The sequence below is a fragment of the Microbacterium sp. AK031 genome (genome assembly GCF_024807145.1).
Taxonomy (GTDB): Bacteria; Actinomycetota; Actinomycetes; order Actinomycetales; family Microbacteriaceae; genus Microbacterium.
Genome location: NZ_JANUCA010000002.1, coordinates 354915 through 377084 on the forward strand (window position 1 = coordinate 354915; position 22170 = coordinate 377084).

24 protein-coding genes are annotated in these 22170 nt (G+C 67.1%); 13 read left to right on the plus strand and 11 right to left on the minus strand.

Going from position 1 to position 22170, the window contains the following annotated elements:
• Window positions 1–106: 106 nt before the first annotated feature.
• The 3 genes from HDC95_RS07000 to HDC95_RS07010 are packed head-to-tail and all read left to right on the plus strand — an operon-like array spanning window position 107 to window position 2968.
• Window positions 107–1057, plus strand: a complete 951-nt coding sequence (locus HDC95_RS07000; RefSeq protein ID WP_259062588.1) for an NAD(P)-dependent oxidoreductase — start codon at window positions 107–109, stop codon at window positions 1055–1057.
• A gap of 10 nt (window positions 1058–1067) precedes the next feature.
• On the plus strand, window positions 1068–1994 hold the full coding sequence (locus HDC95_RS07005) for a shikimate dehydrogenase (RefSeq protein WP_259062589.1): 927 nt from the start codon (window positions 1068–1070) through the stop codon (window positions 1992–1994).
• Window positions 1994–2968 carry a phosphotriesterase gene (locus HDC95_RS07010; RefSeq protein WP_259062590.1) on the plus strand — a complete coding sequence of 325 codons (975 nt, stop codon included), beginning with the start codon at window positions 1994–1996 and terminating at the stop codon, window positions 2966–2968. Before HDC95_RS07005 ends, HDC95_RS07010 begins: the two co-directional genes overlap by 1 nt.
• 161 nt (window positions 2969–3129) lie before the next feature.
• Here HDC95_RS07010 and HDC95_RS07015 read toward each other — a convergent pair whose 3' ends face one another.
• The 4 genes from HDC95_RS07015 to HDC95_RS07030 form a co-directional block, all read right to left on the minus strand.
• A complete protein-coding gene (locus tag HDC95_RS07015) occupies window positions 3130–4134 on the minus strand; it encodes an ABC transporter substrate-binding protein (protein WP_259062591.1) in 1005 nt (334 codons plus the stop codon).
• Between the two features lie 145 nt (window positions 4135–4279).
• The gene (locus HDC95_RS07020; protein ID WP_259062592.1) at window positions 4280–5311 is read right to left on the minus strand and encodes an ABC transporter permease; all 1032 of its coding nucleotides are present in this window, start codon (window positions 5309–5311) and stop codon (window positions 4280–4282) included.
• The gene (locus HDC95_RS07025; RefSeq protein ID WP_259062593.1) at window positions 5311–6813 is read right to left on the minus strand and encodes a sugar ABC transporter ATP-binding protein; all 1503 of its coding nucleotides are present in this window, start codon (window positions 6811–6813) and stop codon (window positions 5311–5313) included. The genes HDC95_RS07020 and HDC95_RS07025 overlap by 1 nt, the downstream gene beginning before the upstream one ends.
• Before the next feature lie 177 nt (window positions 6814–6990).
• Entirely contained in the window at window positions 6991–7860 is an 870-nt protein-coding gene (locus HDC95_RS07030) for a sugar phosphate isomerase/epimerase (protein ID WP_259062594.1), read from the minus strand.
• Window positions 7861–7993: 133 nt separating this feature from the next.
• Here HDC95_RS07030 and HDC95_RS07035 point away from each other — a divergent pair, with 133 nt between their 5' ends.
• Window positions 7994–8998 carry a LacI family DNA-binding transcriptional regulator gene (locus HDC95_RS07035; protein ID WP_259062597.1) on the plus strand — a complete coding sequence of 335 codons (1005 nt, stop codon included), beginning with the start codon at window positions 7994–7996 and terminating at the stop codon, window positions 8996–8998.
• A gap of 6 nt (window positions 8999–9004) precedes the next feature.
• On the opposite strand, the gene HDC95_RS07040 is transcribed toward HDC95_RS07035, so the two are convergent.
• Genes HDC95_RS07040 through HDC95_RS07050 form a run of 3 tightly spaced genes read right to left on the minus strand, consistent with a single transcriptional unit; the run spans window position 9005 to window position 11689 of the window.
• Window positions 9005–9424: an RbsD/FucU family protein gene (locus HDC95_RS07040; RefSeq protein WP_259062598.1), complete on the minus strand. Its 420-nt coding sequence runs from the start codon at window positions 9422–9424 to the stop codon at window positions 9005–9007.
• A gap of 23 nt (window positions 9425–9447) precedes the next feature.
• Window positions 9448–10407, minus strand: coding sequence for an aldo/keto reductase (locus tag HDC95_RS07045; RefSeq protein WP_259062600.1), 960 nt, complete (start codon window positions 10405–10407; stop codon window positions 9448–9450).
• Entirely contained in the window at window positions 10394–11689 is a 1296-nt protein-coding gene (locus tag HDC95_RS07050) for an L-fuconate dehydratase (RefSeq protein WP_259062602.1), read from the minus strand. Before HDC95_RS07050 ends, HDC95_RS07045 begins: the two co-directional genes overlap by 14 nt.
• A 126-nt stretch (window positions 11690–11815) precedes the next feature.
• On the opposite strand from HDC95_RS07050, the gene HDC95_RS07055 reads away from it, so the two are divergent.
• Both HDC95_RS07055 and HDC95_RS07060 read left to right on the plus strand, forming a co-directional pair.
• Complete coding sequence (locus HDC95_RS07055) at window positions 11816–12676, plus strand: fumarylacetoacetate hydrolase family protein (protein WP_259062603.1); 861 nt, start codon at window positions 11816–11818, stop codon at window positions 12674–12676.
• Window positions 12673–13425 (plus strand): SDR family NAD(P)-dependent oxidoreductase, encoded by a 753-nt coding sequence (locus HDC95_RS07060; RefSeq protein ID WP_259062605.1) that lies wholly within the window; start codon window positions 12673–12675, stop codon window positions 13423–13425. Before HDC95_RS07055 ends, HDC95_RS07060 begins: the two co-directional genes overlap by 4 nt.
• A 127-nt stretch (window positions 13426–13552) precedes the next feature.
• On the opposite strand, the gene HDC95_RS07065 is transcribed toward HDC95_RS07060, so the two are convergent.
• On the minus strand, window positions 13553–14464 hold the full coding sequence (locus tag HDC95_RS07065) for an amidohydrolase (RefSeq protein WP_259062606.1): 912 nt from the start codon (window positions 14462–14464) through the stop codon (window positions 13553–13555).
• Between the two features lie 47 nt (window positions 14465–14511).
• Between HDC95_RS07065 and HDC95_RS07070 the strand changes: the two genes are divergently transcribed.
• Window positions 14512–15210 (plus strand): FadR/GntR family transcriptional regulator, encoded by a 699-nt coding sequence (locus tag HDC95_RS07070; protein ID WP_259062607.1) that lies wholly within the window; start codon window positions 14512–14514, stop codon window positions 15208–15210.
• Window positions 15211–15228: 18 nt separating this feature from the next.
• Here HDC95_RS07070 and HDC95_RS07075 read toward each other — a convergent pair whose 3' ends face one another.
• A complete protein-coding gene (locus HDC95_RS07075; protein WP_259062608.1) occupies window positions 15229–15897 on the minus strand; it encodes a transaldolase family protein in 669 nt (222 codons plus the stop codon).
• Between the two features lie 148 nt (window positions 15898–16045).
• Between HDC95_RS07075 and HDC95_RS07080 the strand changes: the two genes are divergently transcribed.
• Genes HDC95_RS07080 through HDC95_RS07105 form a run of 6 tightly spaced genes read left to right on the plus strand, consistent with a single transcriptional unit; the run spans window position 16046 to window position 20155 of the window.
• Window positions 16046–16990: a ribokinase gene (locus tag HDC95_RS07080; RefSeq protein ID WP_259062609.1), complete on the plus strand. Its 945-nt coding sequence runs from the start codon at window positions 16046–16048 to the stop codon at window positions 16988–16990.
• 23 nt (window positions 16991–17013) lie between these two features.
• Window positions 17014–17412: a D-ribose pyranase gene (rbsD, locus tag HDC95_RS07085; RefSeq protein WP_259062610.1), complete on the plus strand. Its 399-nt coding sequence runs from the start codon at window positions 17014–17016 to the stop codon at window positions 17410–17412.
• Window positions 17413–18231, plus strand: coding sequence for a GntR family transcriptional regulator (locus HDC95_RS07090; protein ID WP_259062611.1), 819 nt, complete (start codon window positions 17413–17415; stop codon window positions 18229–18231). It abuts the gene before it with no gap.
• A 27-nt stretch (window positions 18232–18258) separates the two neighbouring features.
• On the plus strand, window positions 18259–18546 hold the full coding sequence (locus tag HDC95_RS07095; RefSeq protein WP_259062612.1) for a hypothetical protein: 288 nt from the start codon (window positions 18259–18261) through the stop codon (window positions 18544–18546).
• 22 nt (window positions 18547–18568) lie between these two features.
• Entirely contained in the window at window positions 18569–19630 is a 1062-nt protein-coding gene (locus tag HDC95_RS07100) for a PLP-dependent cysteine synthase family protein (RefSeq protein ID WP_259062613.1), read from the plus strand.
• A gap of 18 nt (window positions 19631–19648) precedes the next feature.
• Window positions 19649–20155, plus strand: a complete 507-nt coding sequence (locus HDC95_RS07105; RefSeq protein WP_259062614.1) for a glycine cleavage system protein R — start codon at window positions 19649–19651, stop codon at window positions 20153–20155.
• Between the two features lie 98 nt (window positions 20156–20253).
• Here HDC95_RS07105 and HDC95_RS07110 read toward each other — a convergent pair whose 3' ends face one another.
• Entirely contained in the window at window positions 20254–21267 is a 1014-nt protein-coding gene (locus HDC95_RS07110; protein ID WP_259062615.1) for an aldo/keto reductase family protein, read from the minus strand.
• A 75-nt stretch (window positions 21268–21342) separates the two neighbouring features.
• The gene (locus HDC95_RS07115) at window positions 21343–22029 is read right to left on the minus strand and encodes a FadR/GntR family transcriptional regulator (RefSeq protein WP_259062616.1); all 687 of its coding nucleotides are present in this window, start codon (window positions 22027–22029) and stop codon (window positions 21343–21345) included.
• Between the last annotated feature and the right edge of the window lie 141 nt (window positions 22030–22170).

A 22170-nucleotide genomic window follows, 5' to 3' on the forward strand; every position in this document is an offset into this window, starting at 1 on the left:
GCACGACCGGGGCGCGGATGCACGACCACGCGCCCGGTCCAGTCGTGCATCTGTCCCCCGATCGTGCATCCGTCCCGGCCATGCCGACGCCCGGAGGGAGCAACTGATGGGCATCATCCTCGCCACCAGCCGCTCCTTCTCCGACGGCGACCTCGACCTCGTCGCCCGCGCAGCGGATGCCGGGCACGATATCGTTCGCGGCCCCGCGCACCACGACCTCGCAGCCCTGGCTCCATTGCTAGCGACGGCGGATGCCTGGATCGCAGGCACCGGCACCGTCTCGGCCGCCCACCTCGACGCCGCCCCGAAACTGAAGGTTCTCGCGAGGTACGGCGTCGGAACCGAGGCTGTGGACATCGACGCCGCTGAGGCCCGCGGCATCCGAGTCACCAACACCCCCGGAGCCAACGCCGACGCGGTCGCCGACCACACCGTCGGCCTCATGCTCGCCGCGCTCCGTTTCATCCCCGACGGAGATCGTCGCGTGCGCCGGGGTGACTGGTCCGTACGCCGTGGACGCGAGCTCGGTGCCGCAACCGTCGGGATCGTCGGCTTCGGCCGCATCGGCCAGGGCGTCGCACGGCGCCTCGGCGGCTTCGGGCCGCGCATCCTCGTCGCCGACCCCTTCCTCCAGGCCGAACGCGTCCGCGAACTCGTCGCCGAACCCGTCGAGCTCGACGAGCTGTTCGAGCGCGCCGATGTCATCACCCTGCATGCGCCGGGCGGGCAGCGACTCATCGATACTGCTCGGCTCGACAGCATCCGCCCCGGCACGGTCATCGTGAACACCGCCCGTCCCGACCTCGTCGACGAGACGGCCATCGCCGCGGCGCTCGCCGACGGCCGCTTCGCGGGCTATGCCGCGGACACGCTCGACGGCGACACCGCGGCATCGGCCAGTCCGCTGCTCGCCGATGACCTCGCCGATCGGGTGATCGTGACGCCGCACCTGGGCGCGCAGACCACCCAGGCCGTCGACAACATGGGCGCGTACTCGCTGGATGATGTCCTCGCCGTCCTCGCCGGCGAGGAGCCGGCCCACCCCGTCACACGCTGAAAGGCCTCGCATGACCGCTCTCTCATCCGATTACATGGGCTTCGTCGGCGTCACCACCGGTTCGTCGTCGATCATGAAGGTGTTCCCGCTGTGGGCCGACATCCTCGGACTGCCCACCCGCACGCTCGTGGGCCACGATCTGCCGATGGATGCCGCGCCCGAACAGTACGTCGCGCTCGTCGAGCAGATCCGTGACGATCCACACCACCGCGGCGCTCTGGTCACCACGCACAAGATGAATGTGTACGCCGCGGCATCCGATCTGTTCGACGAACTCGACCCGTTCGCGGTGTCGTGCTCGGAGATCTCGAGCATCGCAAAGCGCGGCTCGCGCCTGTCGGGGCGGGCGAAGGATCCGATCACGGTCGACCTCGCCCTGAACGATTTCCTGCCGACCGTTCACTTCGCCGCCACAGGTGCCGAGGTCGTCATCCTCGGCGCGGGCGGATCGGGCACGGCGCTCAGCTGGGCGCTCGCCGAGCGGGCGGATGCCCCGCGGCGCGTGGTCGTGACCGCACGTGACGACGAGAAGCTCGAGCACCTGCGCGAGGTGCACCGCCAGCACTGCACCCGCGACGATCTCATCGAATACGTGCGCACTGATGCTCCAGAAGATGCCGCCGCGATCGTCGCCGGCGCACCGCAGGGGTCGCTGATCGTCAATGCCACCGGGCTCGGCAAGGACCGCCCCGGCTCCCCTCTGCCGGACGACGTCGTCTTCCCCGAGGGCGCGTATGTCTGGGAGTTCAACTACCGGGGCTCGCTGGAGTTCCTGCACCAGGCGCGCGCGCAGGAGAGCGCCCAGGGCCTGCAGGTGATCGACGGCTGGCGCTACTTCATCCACGGCTGGTCTCAGGTCATCGCCGACGTGTTCGAGCTCGATCTCACACCCGAGATCGTCGAGCAGCTCGCGGAGGCCGCCGAGGGAGTGCGCTGATGAGCGCCACCGCGGTGAGCCGCACCGTCCTCGGCGACGTCGAACCGGCACTGCTCGGGCCGACGAACTATCACGAGCACCTGTTCCAGGTGAGTCCGCTGCTGCCCGGCGACGAGCTCGACGACGAGGCCGCATCCGGTGCGGAGGCGTCGCTGCTGAAGGGCAGCGGCTTCGCCGCCATGGTGGATGCCACTCCCTTCGGCCTCGGACGCGACCCCGAGGCCCTCGCACGCATCAGCGCTTCCGCCGGATTGCACGTCATCGCCACGACCGGTCGGCACCGCGAGGCGCACTACGGCGAAGAGCATCCGATGCAGGTCTGGACGGCAGAGCAGCTCGCGGAACTCTTCATCGCCGACGTCACCACGGGCATGGCCGCGGACGACGGTGAGGTCTTCGAGAGCCCCGACGTGCGGTCCGCACGCACTCCGACCGGATCGCCGGTGCGCGCCGGAATCCTCAAGGGCGGCATCGACTATTGGCGGATCAGTCCGTTCGAGCGCACGACGCTCGAGGCTCTGGCCGCCGCGCACCGTGCGACGCATGCGGCGATCATGGTGCACCTGGAGTTCTGCACCGCGGCGCACGAGGTGCTCGACCTGCTCGCGGCGGAGGGCGTGGCATCCGATCGGGTCGTGCTCGCGCACGCCGACCGGGATCCGGATGCCGGGCTGCACGCCTCGCTCGCGGAGCGTGGCGCCTATCTGGGTTATGACGGCTTCGCTCGGCCTCGCGCGCGCAGCGACGCCGAGCTGCTCGAGTTGACGGAGAAGGTGGTCGCGGCGGGCGGCGGCGAACGCATCCTGCTCGGCGGCGATGTCGCTCGCCGCACCCGCTACATCTCGTACGGTGGCATGCCAGGCCTCGCCTACCTCGGCGAGCGCTATCTCCCCCGCCTGCGGTCGCTCATCGGAGACGAAGCCGTGGAGCGGATGCTGGTCGCCAACCCCGCCCGACTGCTCGCCCTGGGGTGATCCGGGCGGCGCTCCGAAGCACACCTGCAGGTCGAAAGCACGGATGCAGGTCGAGAAACCGCATTCCGGACCTGCAGGTGTGCTTTGGACCTGCATCTGTACCGCTCGAACGCACATCGGCCCCTCACCCGAAGGCGCGGGGCCGATGCCGAACGATCAGATCACTCGTAGAGGACCTCTGCGATGTCCGCGTCCTCCATGTTGGTCGCGTCGTACCAGTACGAGCCGGTGTCGTAGAACTCCTCGACGGAGTCGCCGTTGGCCGCGTCATATGCCGCCTGGACGACCTGCTCGCCGATACCGATCGGGTCCTGTGTGATGGCGCCGGCCATCGTGCCGTTCTTGATGGCCTCGATCTGCGCCGCACCGGAGTCGAATCCGACGATCGTGAGCTTGCCCTTTTCGAGGCCGAGCTCGCCGACGGCGTTCACGACGCCGATGGCCGAGCCCTCGTTGGTGCCGTAGATGCCCTTGAGGTCGGGGTGCGCCGCGATCATGGCCTTGGCGATGTCGGCCGACTTCAGGTGGTCGCCGTCGCCGTACTGGATGTCGACGATCTCGATGTTCGGGTAGTCGGCCTCGATCTTCTCGACGAAGCCGTCGCGACGCTCGACACCGGTCGAGTTGATCTGCGAGTGGCCGACGATACCGACCTCGCCCTCGCCGCCGATCAGCTCTGCCATGTGCTCTGCGGCCAGGGCTCCTGCGACCTTGCTGTCGGTCGCTGAGAGGCTGAGGCCCACGTCACCGTTGCACGGGGCATCGAAGTAGACGACAGGGATGTCCTTCGACTGCGCCTGCTCCAGCGGAGCGACGCACGCCTCGGGGTCGAGGGCGGCGTAGGCGATGGCATCCGGGTTCTTGTCGATAGCGGTCGTGAGCATCTCGAGCTGCTGCGCGATCTCGGTCTCGGCTGCGGGACCTTCGAAAGTGATCTTGACGCCGAGCTCTTCAGCCTTCTGCTCCGCGCCCTTCTTCACTGCCTGCCAGAATTGGTGCTGGAAGCCCTTCGAGACCAGCGCGATGTACATCTCGCCGTCGCTGCTGCCGCCGCCGTCGGGGGCACCCTCTTCGATGATGTCGCCGCCGCCGCCTGCGCAGCCCGCCATCACGAGCGCGGATGCGGCCATGAGTGCCGCGAATGCGGTCTTCTTGCCAAATCGCATGGAAACTCCATTGTTCTGTGGATGCCGGCCTCACGGTCGGCGATGTGGACATTTGCGGTGTGGGACGTGCCGTGCGGATCGCTCCGCGGGTTCGGCCGGAGCCGAGCGGGTGGCGGGCGGCACACTTTCACCGCCACCCGAGATCTCAGGTTCGCTGACGGTTGCGCAGCGAGTCGAGGAAGACCGCCAGCAGCACCACCACACCGACGACGATGTTGCGCCATTCGGTCTGGATCGACAGGATGCTGAGCCCGTTGACGAGCACGCTCATGATGAGCGCTCCGATCACGGTGCCGATGATCGATCCGCGACCGCCGAGCAGCGAGGTGCCGCCGATGATCACCGCGGCGATCGCCTGAAGTTCATATCCTGTGCCGATCTGCGGCTGCGCCGAGTCGAGGCGGGAGGCGATGACCACACCGGCGATACCCGTGAAGGCGCCAGCGAACATGTAGACGAAGATCGTCCAGCGACGAGTGTTCACACCCGACAGCCTGGTGGCCTCCTCGTTCGATCCGATTGCGAAGGTGTAGCGACCGAGCAGCGTCTTCGACAGCACGAGGAAGGCGATGATCGCGAGCACGGCCGTGATCAGCACGGCATTCGGGATGCCGGGGATGATCGCGCCCAGCGCGATCCGTTTGAAGTCAGGCGCGGAGGTCGAGAAGTAGATCGGCGCGACACCCGAGATGACCAGGGCGAGACCGCCGGCGATCATCATCATGGCGAGCGTGGCGATGAACGGGGGCAACCGCAGGAACGTGACGTTGAAGCCGTTGACCAGGCCCATGAGCACACCGGTCGCGATGCCGCCGAGGACGCCGAGCCAGACCGGCAGACCCATGTTCGTGATGAAGACACCCGTCATCACCGAGCACAGCGCCATGCCCGTTCCCAGCGACAGGTCGATACCGCCGGTGATGATGACGAAGGTGGTGCCGAGGGCGAGGATGCCGATGACCGCCGTCGACAGCAGCACCGAGGCGATGTTGCTGAAGGTGAAGAAGTTCGGGCTCGCGAGTGAGAAGAAGATCAGCAGGACGACCAGCGTGCCGAAGGCCAGGGACTGCTGCACCTGTCGCTTCAGGAATGCACGCGTGTCGCGCTTGTCCGTGTTCTCGACCATTGCCTGCTGGATGACGGTCGTCGTCGATCCGGACTGTTCTGGGGTGCTCATCAGTCTTCCTCCCCGTGGGCTGCGAGTTGCATGATCTTCTCCTGGCTGGCTTCTTCGTTGCGGAGGGTTCCGGTGATCCGTCCGTTCGCGAACACGGCGATGCGATTCGCGACGCGGAGGATCTCCGGTAACTCCGATGAGATGACGATGATCGACTTCCCGGCATCCGCCAGCTGCTGCATGAGCCGGTAGATCTCCTCTTTGGCACCGACGTCGATGCCGCGGGTCGGCTCGTCGAAGATGAGGATGTCGCAGTCGCGCATGAGCCACTTGGCGATGACGACCTTCTGCTGGTTTCCGCCCGACAGCAGCTTCACGACCTGATTCACCGATGGGGTCTTCACCCGCAGCTTCTGGACGTACTCCTTGGTGCGCTGCTTCGCCTTGCTGTCGCCCATCCATCCGACGGCGCCTGCGTAGGAGTCGAGCGAGGCGAGAACCGTGTTGAATGTGACGCTCTGCTCGAGCATGAGGCCGAGGCGCTTGCGGTCTTCGGAGAGGTATCCGAGGCCGAGCTTCACAGCATCCGCCGGCTGACTGATCTTCGCCGAGCGTCCGCCGACTTGGATGACACCGCTGTCCCGGGGATCGGCGCCGATGATGGCGCGGGCCGTTTCGGTGCGTCCCGCACCCATGAGGCCGGCGAATCCGAGGATCTCGCCCTTGTGGAGCTGGAAGGAGACGTCTTTCAGGAGCGTCTTCGTCGTGAGTCCCTGCACGTCGAGCACCACCGGGTCGGCGAGGTGCTCGCGTGCCTGGGGGCGGGTTCCCTCGTCGATCACGCGCCCGACCATCATCTCGATGATCTTCGGAACGCTGATCTCACTCTTCTCCAGCGATCCGATGTATCGCCCGTCTCGCAGCACTGAGACGCGGTCTGCGAGGCGACGCAGCTCGTCCATGCGGTGCGAGATGTAGACGATGCCTGTGCCGCTGGCCTTGAGCTGCTCGATGAGCACGAAGAGGGTCTCGACCTCGCTGTCCGTGAGCGCAGAAGTCGGCTCATCCATGATGAGCACCTTCGCGTTGAACGACAGCGCCTTGGCGATCTCGACCATCTGCTGCTCGGCGACCGTGAGCTCGCCCACGAGCTGCCGGGGGTTGAGGTCGATGTTCAGCCGCCGGAGGAGCTCAGCAGTCTGCCTGTTGAGTCTGCGCTCGGAGAGCATGAGAGCGGTGGTGGGCTCGCGGCCGATGTAGATGTTCTGCGCCACGGTGAGGTCAGGCATCAGGTTGAGTTCCTGATGGATGATCGTGATGCCCAGGTGCTGCGCCTGCAGCGGGCTGGTGAGTTCGACCTCCTCCCCCTCGAAGGTGATCGTGCCCTCGTCGCGGGTGTAGATCCCGGACAGGATCTTCATGAGCGTCGACTTGCCAGCGCCGTTCTCGCCCACGAGCACGAGCACTTCGCCGGCGTGCACCTCGAGGTGCACATCCTGGAGCGCCTGGACGCCGGGGAAGCCCTTGCTGATGCCTTCGACCCTGAGAATGGGATCGCTCATGTACTCACCTGCTTCCTTGAAGGTCGTGTGCGGTTCCCGTTTGCGGGGACCCATTCAAACATCGGATCAATTGTGCATGTTGGACTGCATCAGCACAAGTTGTATCTAAATGTACCTAAAGCCGTCCGGCCGCACCAGACCTGTAATAACAACTTGATCACCTTTGCTGCGATCTCATCAGTGCAGGCGGATCGACTCCATCGCGACGAGCTTGTCGCGGATGAATGCGTTCGCGTGCGTGCCGAGTTCGGCGCCGTCGGTCCAGAGGTTCCGCCAGATGCCGAGCATGCGGCTGAGGTCAGGGGCGACGACTGCCGACGAGAACGACTCGAACACGATCGGCCCCTGGAAGTCGATGCGGGCGAGCGCCTTGAAGAAGCTGTCGAAGTCGACCGTGCCGGTGCCGAGATAGCCGCGGTGACTCTCACCGATGTGGACGTAGTTGAGCTTCGTCGCGGTGTCGAGAACCGGAGCGACCATATCCGACTCCTCGATGTTCATGTGGTACGTGTCCAGGTGCACGCCGAGATTCGGGCGATCGACATCCACCGCATACGCGAGAGCCTGACGCCCTGTGTTGAGCACGTTGCTCTCGTAGCGGTTCACGACCTCGAGCGAGACCGTCACCCCTCGTTCCAGGGCACGATCGGCGACCTTCGCGATCGTGCGCTTGCTGCTGGCCAGCCCTTGCGCGGTGAAGGGATCCATGTACTTGCGCATGGCGCTGTAGATCACGCCACAGAAGTGCTGCCCACCGAGCTCCGCGACGATGTCGACAGCCCGCAGCAGCAGCGCCTCACCGGCGGCGACGATCTCCGGATCGGAGCTGGTGATGTCGGTCGCCTCCGAGAGCCCGAGAGAGGCGCTGACTGCGAGCCCGTGTTCTTCGAGCGCGGCCGTCGCCGCTTCGACATCGAAGCTGAACGGATCCATCAGCGGGAACTCAATCAGGTCGAATCCGGCCTCTTTGGTCTTCTCGACAGCGAGGCGGATGCCGTCTGCATCGAAGGTTCCCGTCCACACCAGACCGTGGCAACCGATGTTCATGGTGATCGAACTCCCTTTTCGTCCTGTCGATTGGCACGTTACAAATCAACACTGACCCCCACGCTAAGAGCGCGCATGGCGATTTGTCAAGACTTACTTGTAACGTGCCAACCCGCTTGGATATGCTGACCGGATGACCGCCAGCGTGAAGGATGTCGCCGCCGCCGCCGGCGTCTCATCTTCGACGGTCTCGAACTTCCTGAATCATCCGCACATGCTGGGCGAATCGACCCGCGAGAAGGTGCGCGCGGCCATCGAACAGCTGCGATTCGTACCCAACGAATCGGCGCGCCAGCTGCGCGCGGGCTCCAGCAAAGCAGTCGCACTGATCCTGCTCGATGCGTGGTTGCCCTACTTCAACGAGCTCTCCCGCGGGGTTGAAGAGGTCGTCCGCGAAGGCGGCTGGTCGCTGTTCTTCAGCAACAGCAACCGCGACAGCGCGCAGGAGCTGCGCAACATCGAGATGTTCGAGAAGCACCGCGTGCAGGGGATCATCATCTCGCCGCTGGGCGATGTCGTCCCCCGCCTCGAGCAGCTCGCTGATCGCGGTATCCGCTCCGTCACGATCGGCCCCGCGCACGCATCCACGACCGTCGCCTCGGCGCTCTTCGACGATCGCGGCGGCGGCCGGCTCGCCGGCGAGCACCTCGTGGCACTCGGACGAGACCGGATCACGTTCGTCGGTGACCCCGAGCGCATCGTGCAGACCGCCGAGCGCCTCGCCGGACTCGAAGATGCCGTCACCGGAACGGGTACGCGCGTGTCCGTGGTCCCGACACGCGGCCTGTCGATCGAGGACGGACTGGAAGCCGCGGCATCTGTGCTCACGCTCCCGACGGACGAGCGACCGAACGCGATCTTCGCCGCCAATGACATGGTGGCGATCGGCGTGCTCACCGGCCTGCTGCGTCACGGCGTCTCGGTGCCGCGCGAGATTGCCCTGGTCGGCTTCGACGACGTCGAGCAGGCGCACCAGAGCCTCGTCCCGCTGACGAGCGTGCGCCAACCCGGGTATGAGCTGGGTCGCGCCGCCGGCGAGATGCTGCTGGAGCAGCTCACCGACCCGGCCGCCACCCCGCCTGCTCGAAAGGAGTTCCCCGCCGCGCTCGTGGTGCGAGACTCGACGGCCGGAGCGTAAGCCGGCCTACGCCGAAGCGTGCCCGACCACGCCCTTGCGCAGCAGCGCGTTGCCGTACTTGCGCGTCTCGCCGGTGCGCACCATGAGGTACGCGGGCTTCGCGACGTCGTAGTACGCGAAACGTTCCACGAACCGTGTGGTCCCCGGCGTGGTGCCTGCGGCATGCATGAGTTCGCGCTGCACGTCGAGCACCTCGCCGTCGGCGGACTCCATCAGATCGAGGCCCGGCGCATCATCGAGCGGGATCACCGTGCGGATCGCAGCCAGTACCTCCGGCGTCGTCGTCCCTGGCAGATCGAGCACGTTGCGCCCCAGCGCCCACGCCGGGAAGTGCGCGTCGGCGATGACGACGGCATCCGAATGCCCCATCCGATCCAGGTGCAGCAGCAGTTCCCCGGTGAGCAGCGGATTGATTCCTTCGAGCACGGTGCACTCCTTCCGTTGAGGCTTCAGGGGATGAGTCCGGCGGAGGCGAGTTCCGCCCAGAAGTCCGTGGGGATGTCGAGAGCCGCGAGTTCGGCGTTCTGCCGCACCTGCTCGGGACGCGAGCCGCCCAGCACGACCGACCGCGTTGCGGCATCGCGGAGCGGGAACTGGATCGCCGCCGCGGGCAGCGGCACATCATGCGCACGGCAGACGGCGACGATGCGCTGCAGCCGGTCCCAGATGTCGTCAGGCACGCCGCCGTACTCGTAGCGGCTGTCGCGTGTCGGCTCGGCCTTGGCGAGCAGGCCGGAGTTGAACACGGATGCCGCGACCACACCAGTCCCGCGCTCGTGACATGCCGGCAGCACGTCTGTCGCGGCGGGCTGCTCGAGCAGCGTGTAGCGCCCGGCAATCATGATGATGTCAAGGTCGGCCTCATGCACCGAACGCGCCAGCGCATCCGCCGCCATCGATCCGACGCCGATAGCCTGCACGCCGCCCTCTGCACGCACGGCTTCCAGGGCGGGGAAGGCTTCGGCGAGCGCGAGGTCGAGATCGTGGCGCTCCGGATCGTGCAGGTAGACGAGGTCGATCCGGTCGAGCCCCAGCCGTTCACGCGATTCTTCGAGTGACGCACGGATGCCGGCATCCGAGAAGTCCCACACCCTCTGCAGGTCATCCGGCACGAAGAAGTCATGGGCGGTGTCGAGGCCGCCGTTGAAATCGGGGTTCGGGCGCAGGAGCCGACCGGCCTTGGTCGAGACCACGAACTCGTCACGAGGCTTGGTCTGCAGGAACGCACCGAGCCGCTTCTCCGACAGTCCGAGGCCGTAGTGCGGGGCGGTGTCGTAGTAGCGGACTCCGCTCTCCCACGCGGCATCCAGCACCGCCCACGACTCATCGTCGGAGAGCTCGCGGAACAGATTCCCGACGTTCGCCGCGCCATACCCGAGGGCTGGCAGCTGCAGTTCAGTCGATGACATGCTCGCCCTTCCAGGTGTACTTCGCGATGCTGGCCGCCTTCATCTCCATGCTGGCACCCGGGGCGGTGGGGGCCATGTAAGAGCCGCCCTGGATGTCGGTCGGCACGACGAAGTGCTCGTGCAGGTGATCGACGAACTCGATCAGGCGACCCTCACGGGTGCCGGTGACGGCGACGAAGTCGAACATCGACAGGTGCTGCACCGCTTCGCACAGCCCCACACCGCCGGCGTGCGGGCAGACCGGAACGCCGAACTTCGCGGCGAGCAGCAGGTTGGCGATGTTCTCGTTCACGCCGGCGACGCGCACGGCGTCGATCTGCATGACCTCGATCGCATTCGCCTGCAGAAGCTGCTTGAAGATCATCCGGTTCTGCGCGTGCTCACCCGTCGCGACGCGGATCGGCGCGATGCCGCGGGCGATCTCGGCGTGGCCGAGGATGTCGTCGGGACTGGTGGGCTCCTCGACCCAGGCCGGGTTGAACTCGGCCAGCGCATTCACCCACTCGATCGCCTCTGACACCTCCCAGCGCTGGTTGGCGTCGATCGCGATCGGGAAGTCGGGACCGACGACCTCGCGCGCCTTGCGGAAGCGGCGGATGTCGTCGTCGAGGTCGGCACCGACCTTGAGCTTGATCTGGGTGAAGCCGTCGGCCATGGCCTCGCAGGCGAGGCGTTCGAGCTTCTCGTCGGAGTAGCCCAGCCAGCCGGGACTCGTGGTGTACCCCGGGTAACCGGTGGCGAGCAGTTCGGCTTCGCGCTCCTCCTTTCCGGTGACGCCCGCGCGCAGGATCTCGAGGGCATCTTCACGGGTGAGCGCGTTGGTGAGATAGCGGAAGTCGACCAGGTCGACGAGCTCCTCCGGGGTCATGCGGGCGAGCAGCTGCCAGAGCGGCAGGCCTGCACGCTTGGCCTTGATGTCCCACATCGCATTGATCACGGCGCCGATCGCCATGTGCATGACGCCCTTCTCCGGGCCGAGCCAGCGCAGCTGCGAGTCGCCGATGATGTCGCGGAACGTGGTGCCCATGTCATCCAGAAGAGGCTCGATCTCACGCCCGACCAGGTGCCCGGCGAGCGCATCGATCGCCGCCACCTGCACGTCGTTGCCTCGACCGATCGTGAACACGAACGCGTGCCCCTCGATGCCGTCGGCAGCGTCGGTGCGGATCACGACGTACGCCGCCGAGTAGTCCGGATCGGGGTTCATCGCGTCCGAGCCGTCAAGGCTCAGAGACGTCGGGAAGCGGATGTCGGTGGTCTCGAGTGCGACGACGCGGCTCACGGGGGATTCCTCTCCTCGTGCAGCTTGAAGATTCTGCACGGATCTCTTGGAGTGTAAACATCGGATGTCTATACTGTCAATCAGACGTGCCGTCAGCTGGCGGCTCCCCTGAGAGGCTGGAGAACCATGAAGTTCGCGCGGCTTGGCGCCCCTGGATCCGAGATTCCCGTCCTGGTCGACGGTGGTCGCCACCTTGACCTGCGGTCGGTGACATCCGATGTCGACGGAGATTTTCTCTCCACAGACTTCCGTGCTCGCGTGGACGCGGCTCGCGCCGCAGACGAGCTTCCGGCGCTCGAGGGAGCGGAGGATCTTCGCATCGGCGCGCCGATCGCGCGCCCGAGCGCCGTGATCTGCATCGGCATGAATTACGCCGCGCACGCGGCGGAGTCCGGTTCGGAGCCGCCGAAGATCCCGATCATCTTCCTGAAGACCCCGAACACCGTGGTCGGACCGAATGACGACGTGACGATCCCCCGCGGCAGTGAGAAGACCGACTGGGAGGTCGAGCTCGGCATCGTGATCGGCGCACGCGCTGCGTACCTCGACTCCCCCGATGACGCCGATGCGCACATCGCCGGCTACGTCGTCGCGAACGACGTGTCAGAACGCGCCTTCCAGATCGAGGTCTCCGGCGGACAGTGGTCGAAGGGCAAGATCGCGCCTGGCTTCAACCCGACCGGCCCCTGGCTGGTGACCCCGGACGAGGTCGACGCCTCCGACCTGAATCTGAAGAGCTTCGTGAACGGCGAACCCCGCCAGGATTCGAACACCTCCGACATGATCTTCGACGTCCGCACCATCGTGCATCATCTCTCGCAGTATGTGACGCTCGAGCCAGGCGACCTCATCCTCACCGGCACGCCCCAGGGCGTGGCACTCGCCGGCAAGTACCCGTATCTCAAGGCGGGCGACGTCGTCGAGATCTCCATCGAAGGCCTCGGCCGTCAGCGGCAGAACTTCGTGGCGTGGGAGGCTGCGAAGTGACGGCCCCGCTGGAAGGCCTCGTCGCGATCGTCACCGGTGGAGCATCGGGCATCGGCGCGGCGATCGCCGCCCGTCTGCATGCCGACGGCGCGCAGATCGCCGTGCTCGACCGCGACACAGCCGGCGCTGACCCGCGCTTCGCTGCGTTCACGGCAGACGTCTCGGATCGCGCGAGCGTGGATGCCGCGGTCGCCGCCGCCGCAGAGAAGTTCGGCCGTATCGACATCGTCGTGAACAACGCGGGCATCGGCGCGGTCGGCGACATCAGCGCGAACGACGATGAGGAGTGGGCACGGGTGCTGTCGGTCAACGTCACCGGCATCGCGCGCGTGACCGCTGCCGCACTCCCCTGGCTGCGGAAGTCACCCGCCGCGGCGGTATGCAACACGGCATCCATCGCCTCCTCGACGGGCCTGCCCGCACGCGCCCTGTACAGCGCGTCGAAGGGTGCGGTGTCGGCGCTGACCCGCGCGATGGCCGCCGATCATCTGCGCGAGGGCATCCGCGTCAACGCCGTGAACCCCGGCACGGCCGACACTCCTTGGGTCGGACGCCTGCTCGATCAGGCCGCCGATCCCGGGGCCGAGCGTGCTGCGCTCGAAGCACGTCAGCCGCACGGGCGCCTGGTCTCACCCGACGAGGTCGCCGCAGCTGTCGCATACCTGGTGGGCCCGTCAGCGGGATCCACCACCGGTACGTTCATCGAGGTCGACGGCGGCATGGCGCAGCTGCGCCTCCGCGCGGAGTAGCCCCGGGCACGGGTCACCGGCGGAGGATGCCGCCCCGACGCCCCCTCCTGCCGCCGCGGCCCCCTCGCACCAACGTATTCAGGAGGGGGTGTCGGGGCCCAGAGGGGCCTCGGCGAGAGTGAATGAGTCAGACGCGGTAGAAGCGCTCGGCGTTGCGCCACATGATCGCATCGACATCGAGGTGCTGCGCGGTCGCCCATGATGCCACGGCATCCGTCCATGCACCGAGCGCGCCCGCATCCAGCGCCGCACCGGCCCCCGCATCCAGCGCCGCGCCATCCCCGCCATTCCAGCCGGTTGCCGTGACCGCCGACACCGGCCAGTCACTGCCCACCATCAACCGCTCGGGTCCGAACGCCGAAAGCGCGACGTCGAAGAACGGTTCCAGCTGTTCGGCACTCCATGACCCGCCGGCCTCGGCGGGCAGACCCGAGAGCTTGCAGCACACCTGCGCGTGCGTGCCGAGCGCGTGCATCGACGCTGACCACTCCGGGGAGGGCGCCTCCGGCGCCGTGGCAGTCCCGACCGCGGGCTTGCCGAGGTGATCGAGGACGACGCGAAGCCGCGGCATCTCCGTCACGAGCAGGAGCACGTCGCTCAGCTGCGCTTCACCGCGGACGCACGCATCGAACGTCAGGTCCCGGTCGACCAACGCCGCCGCTCCCGCCCGGAATGCGGGAGTCCCCGCGAACCCATCCGCTTCGCCCTGCAGCAGATGCCGCACTCCGACGACGAGAGGTCGCCCTGCCACGGCATCCAGGTGACGCATGGTTTCAGCGCCGCGATCCAGCCGAGCTCCAGCGACGATCCCGCGCACGCCCACCTGATCGGCGAGCGAGGTCACCCAGTCGATCTCGTCGAGATACTGCGCCTCCAGGCAATCGGCCTGGACGAAGACGAACCCACGCTCGTCATCGACCGCACCGACGGCGGCCGCGATTTCCTCCTGCGCGAACCGTGCACGCAACGGACCTTCCAGCCACGGGTAGTCCAGAAGTGACGGATCCCAGAGGTGCAGATGTGAATCGAGAACACGCATGACACCATCCTGCCCCAGACATCCGATCAATCGCTAGGATGACGATCATGGCAGTCACTGACGAGGCGATCGAGAAGATCAAGGCGATGATCGTGTCCGGCGAGCTGACCCCCGGAGACCGCCTCCCACCGGAGAAGGAGCTCGCAGAGCGTCTCGGCCTCTCGCGCAACTCCATGCGCGAGGCCGTGAAGGCACTCGAGGTCATCCGCGTGCTCGACGTGCGTCGCGGCGACGGCACCTACGTCACCAGCCTCGAGCCGCACCTGCTGTTGGAGGCGATATCGTTCGTCGCCGACATGCACGACGACGATTCGCTGCTCGAGATCTTCGCCGTCAGGCGGATGCTGGAATCCCAGGCCACCGGCATCGCCGCCACTCTCGGCACCGCCGAGGAGATCGATGCGCTGCACGCGGAGTTGGACGGCATCGACTCCGACGTCTCGGTCGATGCTCTCGTGGAACACGACATCCGGTTCCACCGTGAGATCGTCCGGATGGCGGGCAACACCTACCTCGCGAGCCTCATAGAGAGCCTCAGCGGTCAGACGGTTCGCGCGCGCATCTGGCGAGGACTCACAGAGCAGGGCGCTGTCGAGCGGACGCTGTCGGAGCACCGCGCCATCGCCGACGCGATCGCGCAGCGCGATCCGAACCTCGCGACGTCCCTGGCCACCGCGCACATCGCGGGCATCGAGCGCTGGCTGCGCCAGGCGGTTGCCGTCACCGAGAGCGGCACCGAGTCGTAGCATCCCGATCCGCTCAGGTCACGCCCCGATGCGCCCCATCGCGGCATCGAACTCCACCGCAGAGCTGTCGCTCACGGAGTGCTGCAGCACCTGATCGAGCACATCGGGCGCGGCGGTGAAGTACGGCACACCTGCCAGGCGCAGCGACACGATGTCGTCTGCAGAGCGCAGGCTCGCCGCGAGCACGTTCGTCGCACTGCCCGCGCATACGGCCTGCATCTGGGGGATCAGCGCATCGCCGTCGACGCCGGCGTCGCGCAATCGACCGAGATAGGGCGCGATGTACGACGCGCCGACGCTCGCAGCGGCGAGCGCCTGCGCGACCGAGTACACGGCGGTGATGAGCACCGTCGCTCCGTCGGCGACGAGGGCGGATGCCGCGGCGAAGCCCTCGGCGGTCGCCGGCACCTTCACGGCCACTCGATCGCCGAGCGCGCGGATCGTCTCGGCGTTGCGCAGCAGCTCGTCACGCGAAGCACCCCAGGTCTGGAAGAAGATCTCCTTCGCATCCTCGCCCTCCCAGCGCGCGTAGAGGTCGGGGATCTCGGTCGCCTTGCGACCACCGCGCTCGAGGATCGTCGGGTTCGTGGTCACGCCGTGCACGACTCCGGCCGCGAGCAGTCGCGAGACGCGTTCGGTGTCGGCGCTGTCGACATACAGGCGCGGGGCGATGGCGACAACAGGCATGAGATCTACTCCTTGTGACGAACCTGTCGTTACAAGTTCGGGTTCGGCTAATGTAATGACAGGACTCGGCCCGTGTCAAAGGCACCGTCGCAGACGTGTCGAAGACCCAGCCGAAGACGACGCTCGTCGCAGAGGAAACAGGAGCCCCATGACCGTCTCACCCACCGAAGGACGCAACGGCGTCGTCATCGTCGGCAGCGTCACGGCGGATGTGACCACTTTCTCCCAGCGCCTCCCGGCTCGCGGAGAGACCATCCTCGGAGATCACTTCACCCTGATGCTCGGCGGCAAGGGCGCGAACCAGGCCGTAGCGGCCGGGCGCGCCGGCGCGCGAACGAGCTTCGTCGGCTGCGTCGGTGACGACCTCTTCCACGACCTGGTCGTCGACGGCCTGACGGAGGCCGGCGTCGACCTCACGCATCTGCGCACGGTCCCCGGTCCGACCGGCGTCGCGCACATCCGCGTCGACGCCTCGGCGCAGAACGACATCGTGATGGTGCCGCTCGCGAACGCCGAGCTGAACACCGATCAGATCGATGCCGCGCTCGACGCACTCGCTCCGACCACCTCGGTGCTGCTGACCCAGCTCGAGACGCCATCCGCTCTGACTGCGCACATCACGGCCAGAGGCCGCGAACTCGGCTTCACCGTGATCCTCGATCCCGCCCCTGCCGCTCCGCTGCCCGCCGAGGTGTGGGCCGACATCGACATCGTCACGCCGAACGAGACTGAGGCGTCGGTGCTCAGCGGCATCGAGGTGACAGATGCCGCGACCGCCGAGCATGCCGGACGCTGGTTCCTCGATCACGGCGTCGGCGCCGCAGTCATCACGCTCGCCGCTCAGGGCTCCTGCGTCGTCACGGCCGAAGGCGCGACGCTCGTGCCGCCGCTGCCGGTCGACGCCGTCGACACCACTGCGGCCGGCGACGCCTACGCCGGCTACCTCGGAGCAGCTCTCGCGAACGGGGCATCCCTGACCGAAGCCGTGCGCCTCGCCACCGCAGCCGGCGCCCTCACGGTCACGAAGCAGGGCGCCTCGCCCAGCCTGCCCGTCCGCGCCGATGTCGATGCCTTCCTGGCATCCAGAGTCTGACCGCCAGAGATCAGGAGCCCGCGATGCGCAAGACCTCGACAACCATCAACCCGGCGCTCTCACGCGTGATCAGCGAGACAGGGCACACCGACCTCATCGTCGTGACGGATGCCGGGCTCCCGATCCCTCCCGGATCCGAACGGATCGACCTCGCCTATCGCCCTGGCGCGCCCGCGTTCTTCGACGTGCTCGACACCGTGCTCGCCGAGCTCGTCGTCGAGGGCGCGACGGTGTCGGCCGAGGTGGCAGACCGGAGCCCAGAGGTGCTGGCCGCGCTGCGCGAACGGCTGCCCGGGATCGAGATCGAACTCGTGCAGCACGTCGATTTCAAGAAGGTGACCCACGGCGCCCGCGCCTTCGTGCGCTCCGGAGAATTCACGCCGTACGCCAACGTCATATTGCACGCGGGGGTTGCGTACTAGATGTCCGCCATCTCGACCGACGCGATCGACCGGCACTCCGCCGCGCCGATGTACGACCAGCTGCGCCAGCTCATCATCGACGGCATCGACAGAGACGGACTGCAGCCCGGCGATCCGCTCCCCGGCGAGCACCGGCTGTGCGAGCGGTACGGTATTTCGCGCACGGTCGTGCGGCAGGCGCTCGCACAGCTCGAGCATGAGGGCCTCGTCGAACGAGTCAAGGGCAAGGGCACGTTCGTGTCGCGTCCACGCACCAGCGAGGCCCTCGTTCACACCCTGATCGGTCTCTTCGACGACGTCGCGCGACGCGGCGGGCACGTGCACAGCGACATCCTCCGGCACGAGCACGAGGATGCCGACGCCGACGTCGCCGCGGCCCTCGAGGTGCCCGTCGGCACTCCTGTCATCGCACTTGAGCGGCTCCGCCACGTCGATGGCGAGCCGTGGTCGCTCTCCACGACGTGGATGCCCGATGCCGTCGGCGCCCTCACCCTCGACATCGACCTGTCCGAGGCGTCGCTTTACCGCGTGCTCGCCGAGCACGGCGTCCGCGCGACCGACGGCGTACGCTCAGCGGAGGCGACCGTCGCGACCCACGATCAGGCGCAGCAGCTGGGTGTCAGTGCGGGATCGGCACTGCTGCGGCTGCGCAGCATCAGCCGGGATGCGAACGGGATGCCGATCGAGTACTTCGTCGCATTGCACCGCGGTGACCGCTCGCGGTTCGAGTTCCGGCTGCGGCAGGAGCAGTCGCAGGCATCGCTGCTCCACGTCGATGGCGACGGCGGAACGTCGCGTGCGGGTACAGTCTCTCTCTGAGGGTGATCGCTCCCCTCGGAAGGGACGATGATGGTCGACGAACAGCCGAGACCCCCCGCCGAGCCGACGCCGCCGCTGGCTGACCTCAGCACCCGCCCGAGCCCGGTTCCCGGCCCTCTGACGAAGCCGGCGCCCGTCATCCGCGCCCAGAAGAGGAAGCGCAGGCGTTGGCTGATCCTCGGCGCCGTACTGATCGTGCTGGCAGGTCTGATCGCCGGCGGCATCGCATGGAGCAATTCCCTGCAGGCTGCACCGCAGAGCGAGCATTCGAGCTCCGCGCTCCGCGGCGAACACGCGGTGCTCCTCGCTGTCTGACCGCACAGCTACGCTCGAACCCATGACCTCCTGGACCAGCACCGCGATCTCCCTGCTGGAAGCAGATGCCAACCGCAGCGCCGACACGCATCTGCACGTCTTCCCCCTGCCGCTCGAGTGGGGCATCGACCTGTATCTCAAAGACGAATCCGTGCATCCGACCGGCTCGCTCAAGCACCGTCTGGCCCGCTCATTGCTGCTCTACGGCCTGGTGAACGGACGCATCAACGAGGGCACGACGCTGGTCGAGGCATCCAGCGGATCGACTGCCGTGTCAGAGGCGTACTTCGCGCGCATGCTGGGACTCGACTTCGTCACTGTGGTGCCCCGCTCGACCAGCCCCGAGAAGATCGCGCTGATCGAGTTCTACGGCGGTCGCTGCCACTACGTCGACCGCGCACCCGACATGTACAGCGAGGCCGAGCGTCTGGCGGCAGAGTGCGGTGGGCACTACCTCGATCAATTCAGCTACGCAGAGCGGGCCACCGACTGGCGCGGCAACAACAACATCGCCGAGAGCGTGTTCAGCCAGCTCTCGCGCGAACGGCACCCGATCCCGGATTGGATCGTCGTCGGTGCGGGGACCGGCGGAACGAGCGCGACCTTCGGCCGGTATGTGCGCTACCGCCAGCATCCCACCAAGGTGGCCGTGGTCGACCCGGAAGGTTCCGCCTTCTACGGCGGCTGGAGCACCGGTGCCGCGGACTACACGACCGGCACACCGAGCCGCATCGAGGGCATCGGACGGCCACGCGTCGAGCCTTCTTTCGTGCCTGGCGTGATCGACGAGATGCTGCAGATCCCCGATGCCGCATCCATCGCCGCCATCCGCCTGCTCAACGAGCGCACCCTGCACTGGGCGGGCGGCTCGACGGGCACTAACCTCGTCGGCGCATTCCAGCTCATCTCGCGGATGCGAGCTTCCGGCAAGAAGGGCAGCGTCGTCACGCTGATCTGCGACGGCGGCGCCCGCTACGCCGGCACGTACTACTCCGATGAGTGGGTTGCTGAACAGGGCTGGCACCTCGCCCCGCATCGCGCGCGCATGGATGAGTTCCTCGAGACCGGGGTCTGGTCCGAATGATCCCGCTACCCTGACGGCATGACCACTCTGATCCTCACCGTCGCCGGATCCGACCGCCCCGGGCTCGTCGCAGCCGTCGCCGACGTCGTCGACGCCCACGGCGGCAACTGGGAGAACAGTCAGCTCGCCGAACTCGCCGGAGTCTTCGCCGGGGTCATCCAGGTGTCTGTGACACCCGAGCGTCAGGACGAACTCACTTCGGCGTTGCATGCACTGGACGGCTTGCTCACGGTCGCCGTGCACACCGGATCGGATGCGGCGGCCACCGCCGCACAGCCGATATCACTGCAGATCCTCGGCAACGACCGGCCCGGCATCGTCCGCGAGGTGTCTGCGGTGCTGAAGGCGCACGGCGTCAGCATCGAGCGGATCGACACCGAGACGAAGGATGCCGCGATGGCCGGCGGCCGCCTCTTCGAGGCATCCGTGACGGCTGAGGTGCCGGCATCCGCTGATCTCGACGCGCTGCGCGCAGATCTCGAGCGACTCACGTCAGAGCTTCAGGTCGACATCACGCTGGCCTGACGCCGACGCCCCCTCCCACCGGCGAGGCCCTCTCGTACCGACGCGGATACGGGGGGCCTCGACGACAACAGGGGGCGTCGCCTGACGGCGCGCCAGGCTCAGACCAGGCGCGACTTCGGCGAGACCGAGTACGTGCCCTCCGCATCGCGGTTGACCGTGTCGCCCAGGGCCGCGTCGATCGCTGCCAGGGTGTCGGCGTCGAGGGTCACACCGGATGCCTTGACCGTCTCGGCGAGCTGTTCGGGACGGGATGCCCCGACCAGAGCCGCCGCGACGTTCTTGTTCTGCAGCACCCAGGCGATCGCGAGCTGCGGCATCGAGATTCCGGCCTGCTCGGCGATGGGCTTGAGCTTCTGCACCGCGGTGAGGATCTCGTCGCGCAGGAAGCCCTTGATGAAATCGGCGCCGCTGTGCGGGTCGGTCGCGCGCGAGCCGTCGGGAACCGGCTGGCCCGGCAGGTATTTTCCGCTGAGAACGCCCTGAGCCATGGGCGACCAGACGATCTGCGAGATTCCGAGCTCTTCGGATGCCGGGACGACCTTGCCCTCGATCACGCGGTGCAGCATCGAGTACTGCGGCTGGTTCGAGATGAGCTGCACACCGAGCTGCTTGGCGAGGGCGTGACCTTCGCGCAGCTGCTCGGCCGTCCACTCGCTGACGCCGATGTACAGCGCCTTGCCCTGTCGGACGACGTCGGCGAATGCCTGGAACGTCTCCTCGAGCGGGGTCTCGTAGTCGAAGCGGTGCGCCTGGTAGAGGTCGACGTAGTCGGTGCCGAGTCGCGTGAGCGATCCGTTGATCGACTCGAGGATGTGCTTGCGGCTCAGCCCGGTGTCGTTCGGCCCCTTGGGACCGGTCGGGAAGTAGACCTTCGTGAAGATCTCCAGACCTTCGCGGCGCTGACCCTCCAGCGCCTTGCCGAGCACGACCTCCGCGGCGGTGTTCGCGTACGTGTCCGCGGTGTCGAACGTCGTGATACCGGCATCCAATGCCGCGTGCACGGTCTTCACCGCGGCGTCGTCACCGACCTGCGATGCGTGAGTGACCCAGTTGCCGTAGGTGATCTCAGAGACCTTGAGACCGCTGTTGCCGAGATAGCGATAGTTGACCATGGCTCAACGCTAGCGGCTGACGAAACGGCGAGGGCGCGTTGCGTCGCGCTTCGTCATCTGCAGGTCACCGATGCGTCATCTCTGCGTCGGCGTCTGGTGCTTTCGCAGCCAGAACTCCGTCTGCGCGACGTGCCCCGCAGCGGCGGCCGAGGCGGCGACGGGATCGCGCGCCTCGAGCCCGCGCAGGATCGACCGATGTCCGGCGTCGGAGAGCAGTTTGATCTGTGCAGCGTCGTCGGTCGTGAAGATCCGGTAGGCCCGCGAGCGCGCCCGCAGCACATCGAGGAGCATCGCGAGAGCGTCGTTGCCCGCGATGTCTGCGATGGCGGAGTGGAACTCATGATCGAGTTCTGAGAGCTCGTCGTCGTCGGTGACTGCTTCCAGTCGGTCGAGCAAGGCGTCCAGCCGTTCGATCGTCTCGACGTCGACCCTGGCCGCTGCGAGACTCGCGGCGTGTGCTTCCAGTGCACGGCGCAGCTCGTACAGCTCGATGATCGAGTCCAAGGGCAGCAGGCCCACGGTGAGGCCGAGCCCCTTGATCAGATCGGCGGCGTGCAGCTCGGAGACGTAGCTGCCCGAGCCGTGTCGCGTGTCGATCACGCCGAGCGCTGCAAGCGTTCGGATGGCCTCGCGGAGCGGACCGCGAGATACGCCGAGCCGTTCGCACAGTTCACCTTCACTGGGCAATCGATCACCGGGGCGCAGATCACCGTCGGCGATCAACGCACGCAGTCCGTGCAGGGCCGTCTCCATCGCGCCCATGTGCCTGCTCTCTCTCGGGCGCTGTACCGCGCCGACCCACAGTCGGAGTCTGCCGCGCGGACACCGGTGCGCCAAGTTGTATTACGACTTCGCTAAATATACGTCTCAGAATCGCCTTTCTCGGCATCCTGTGGCAAAGTT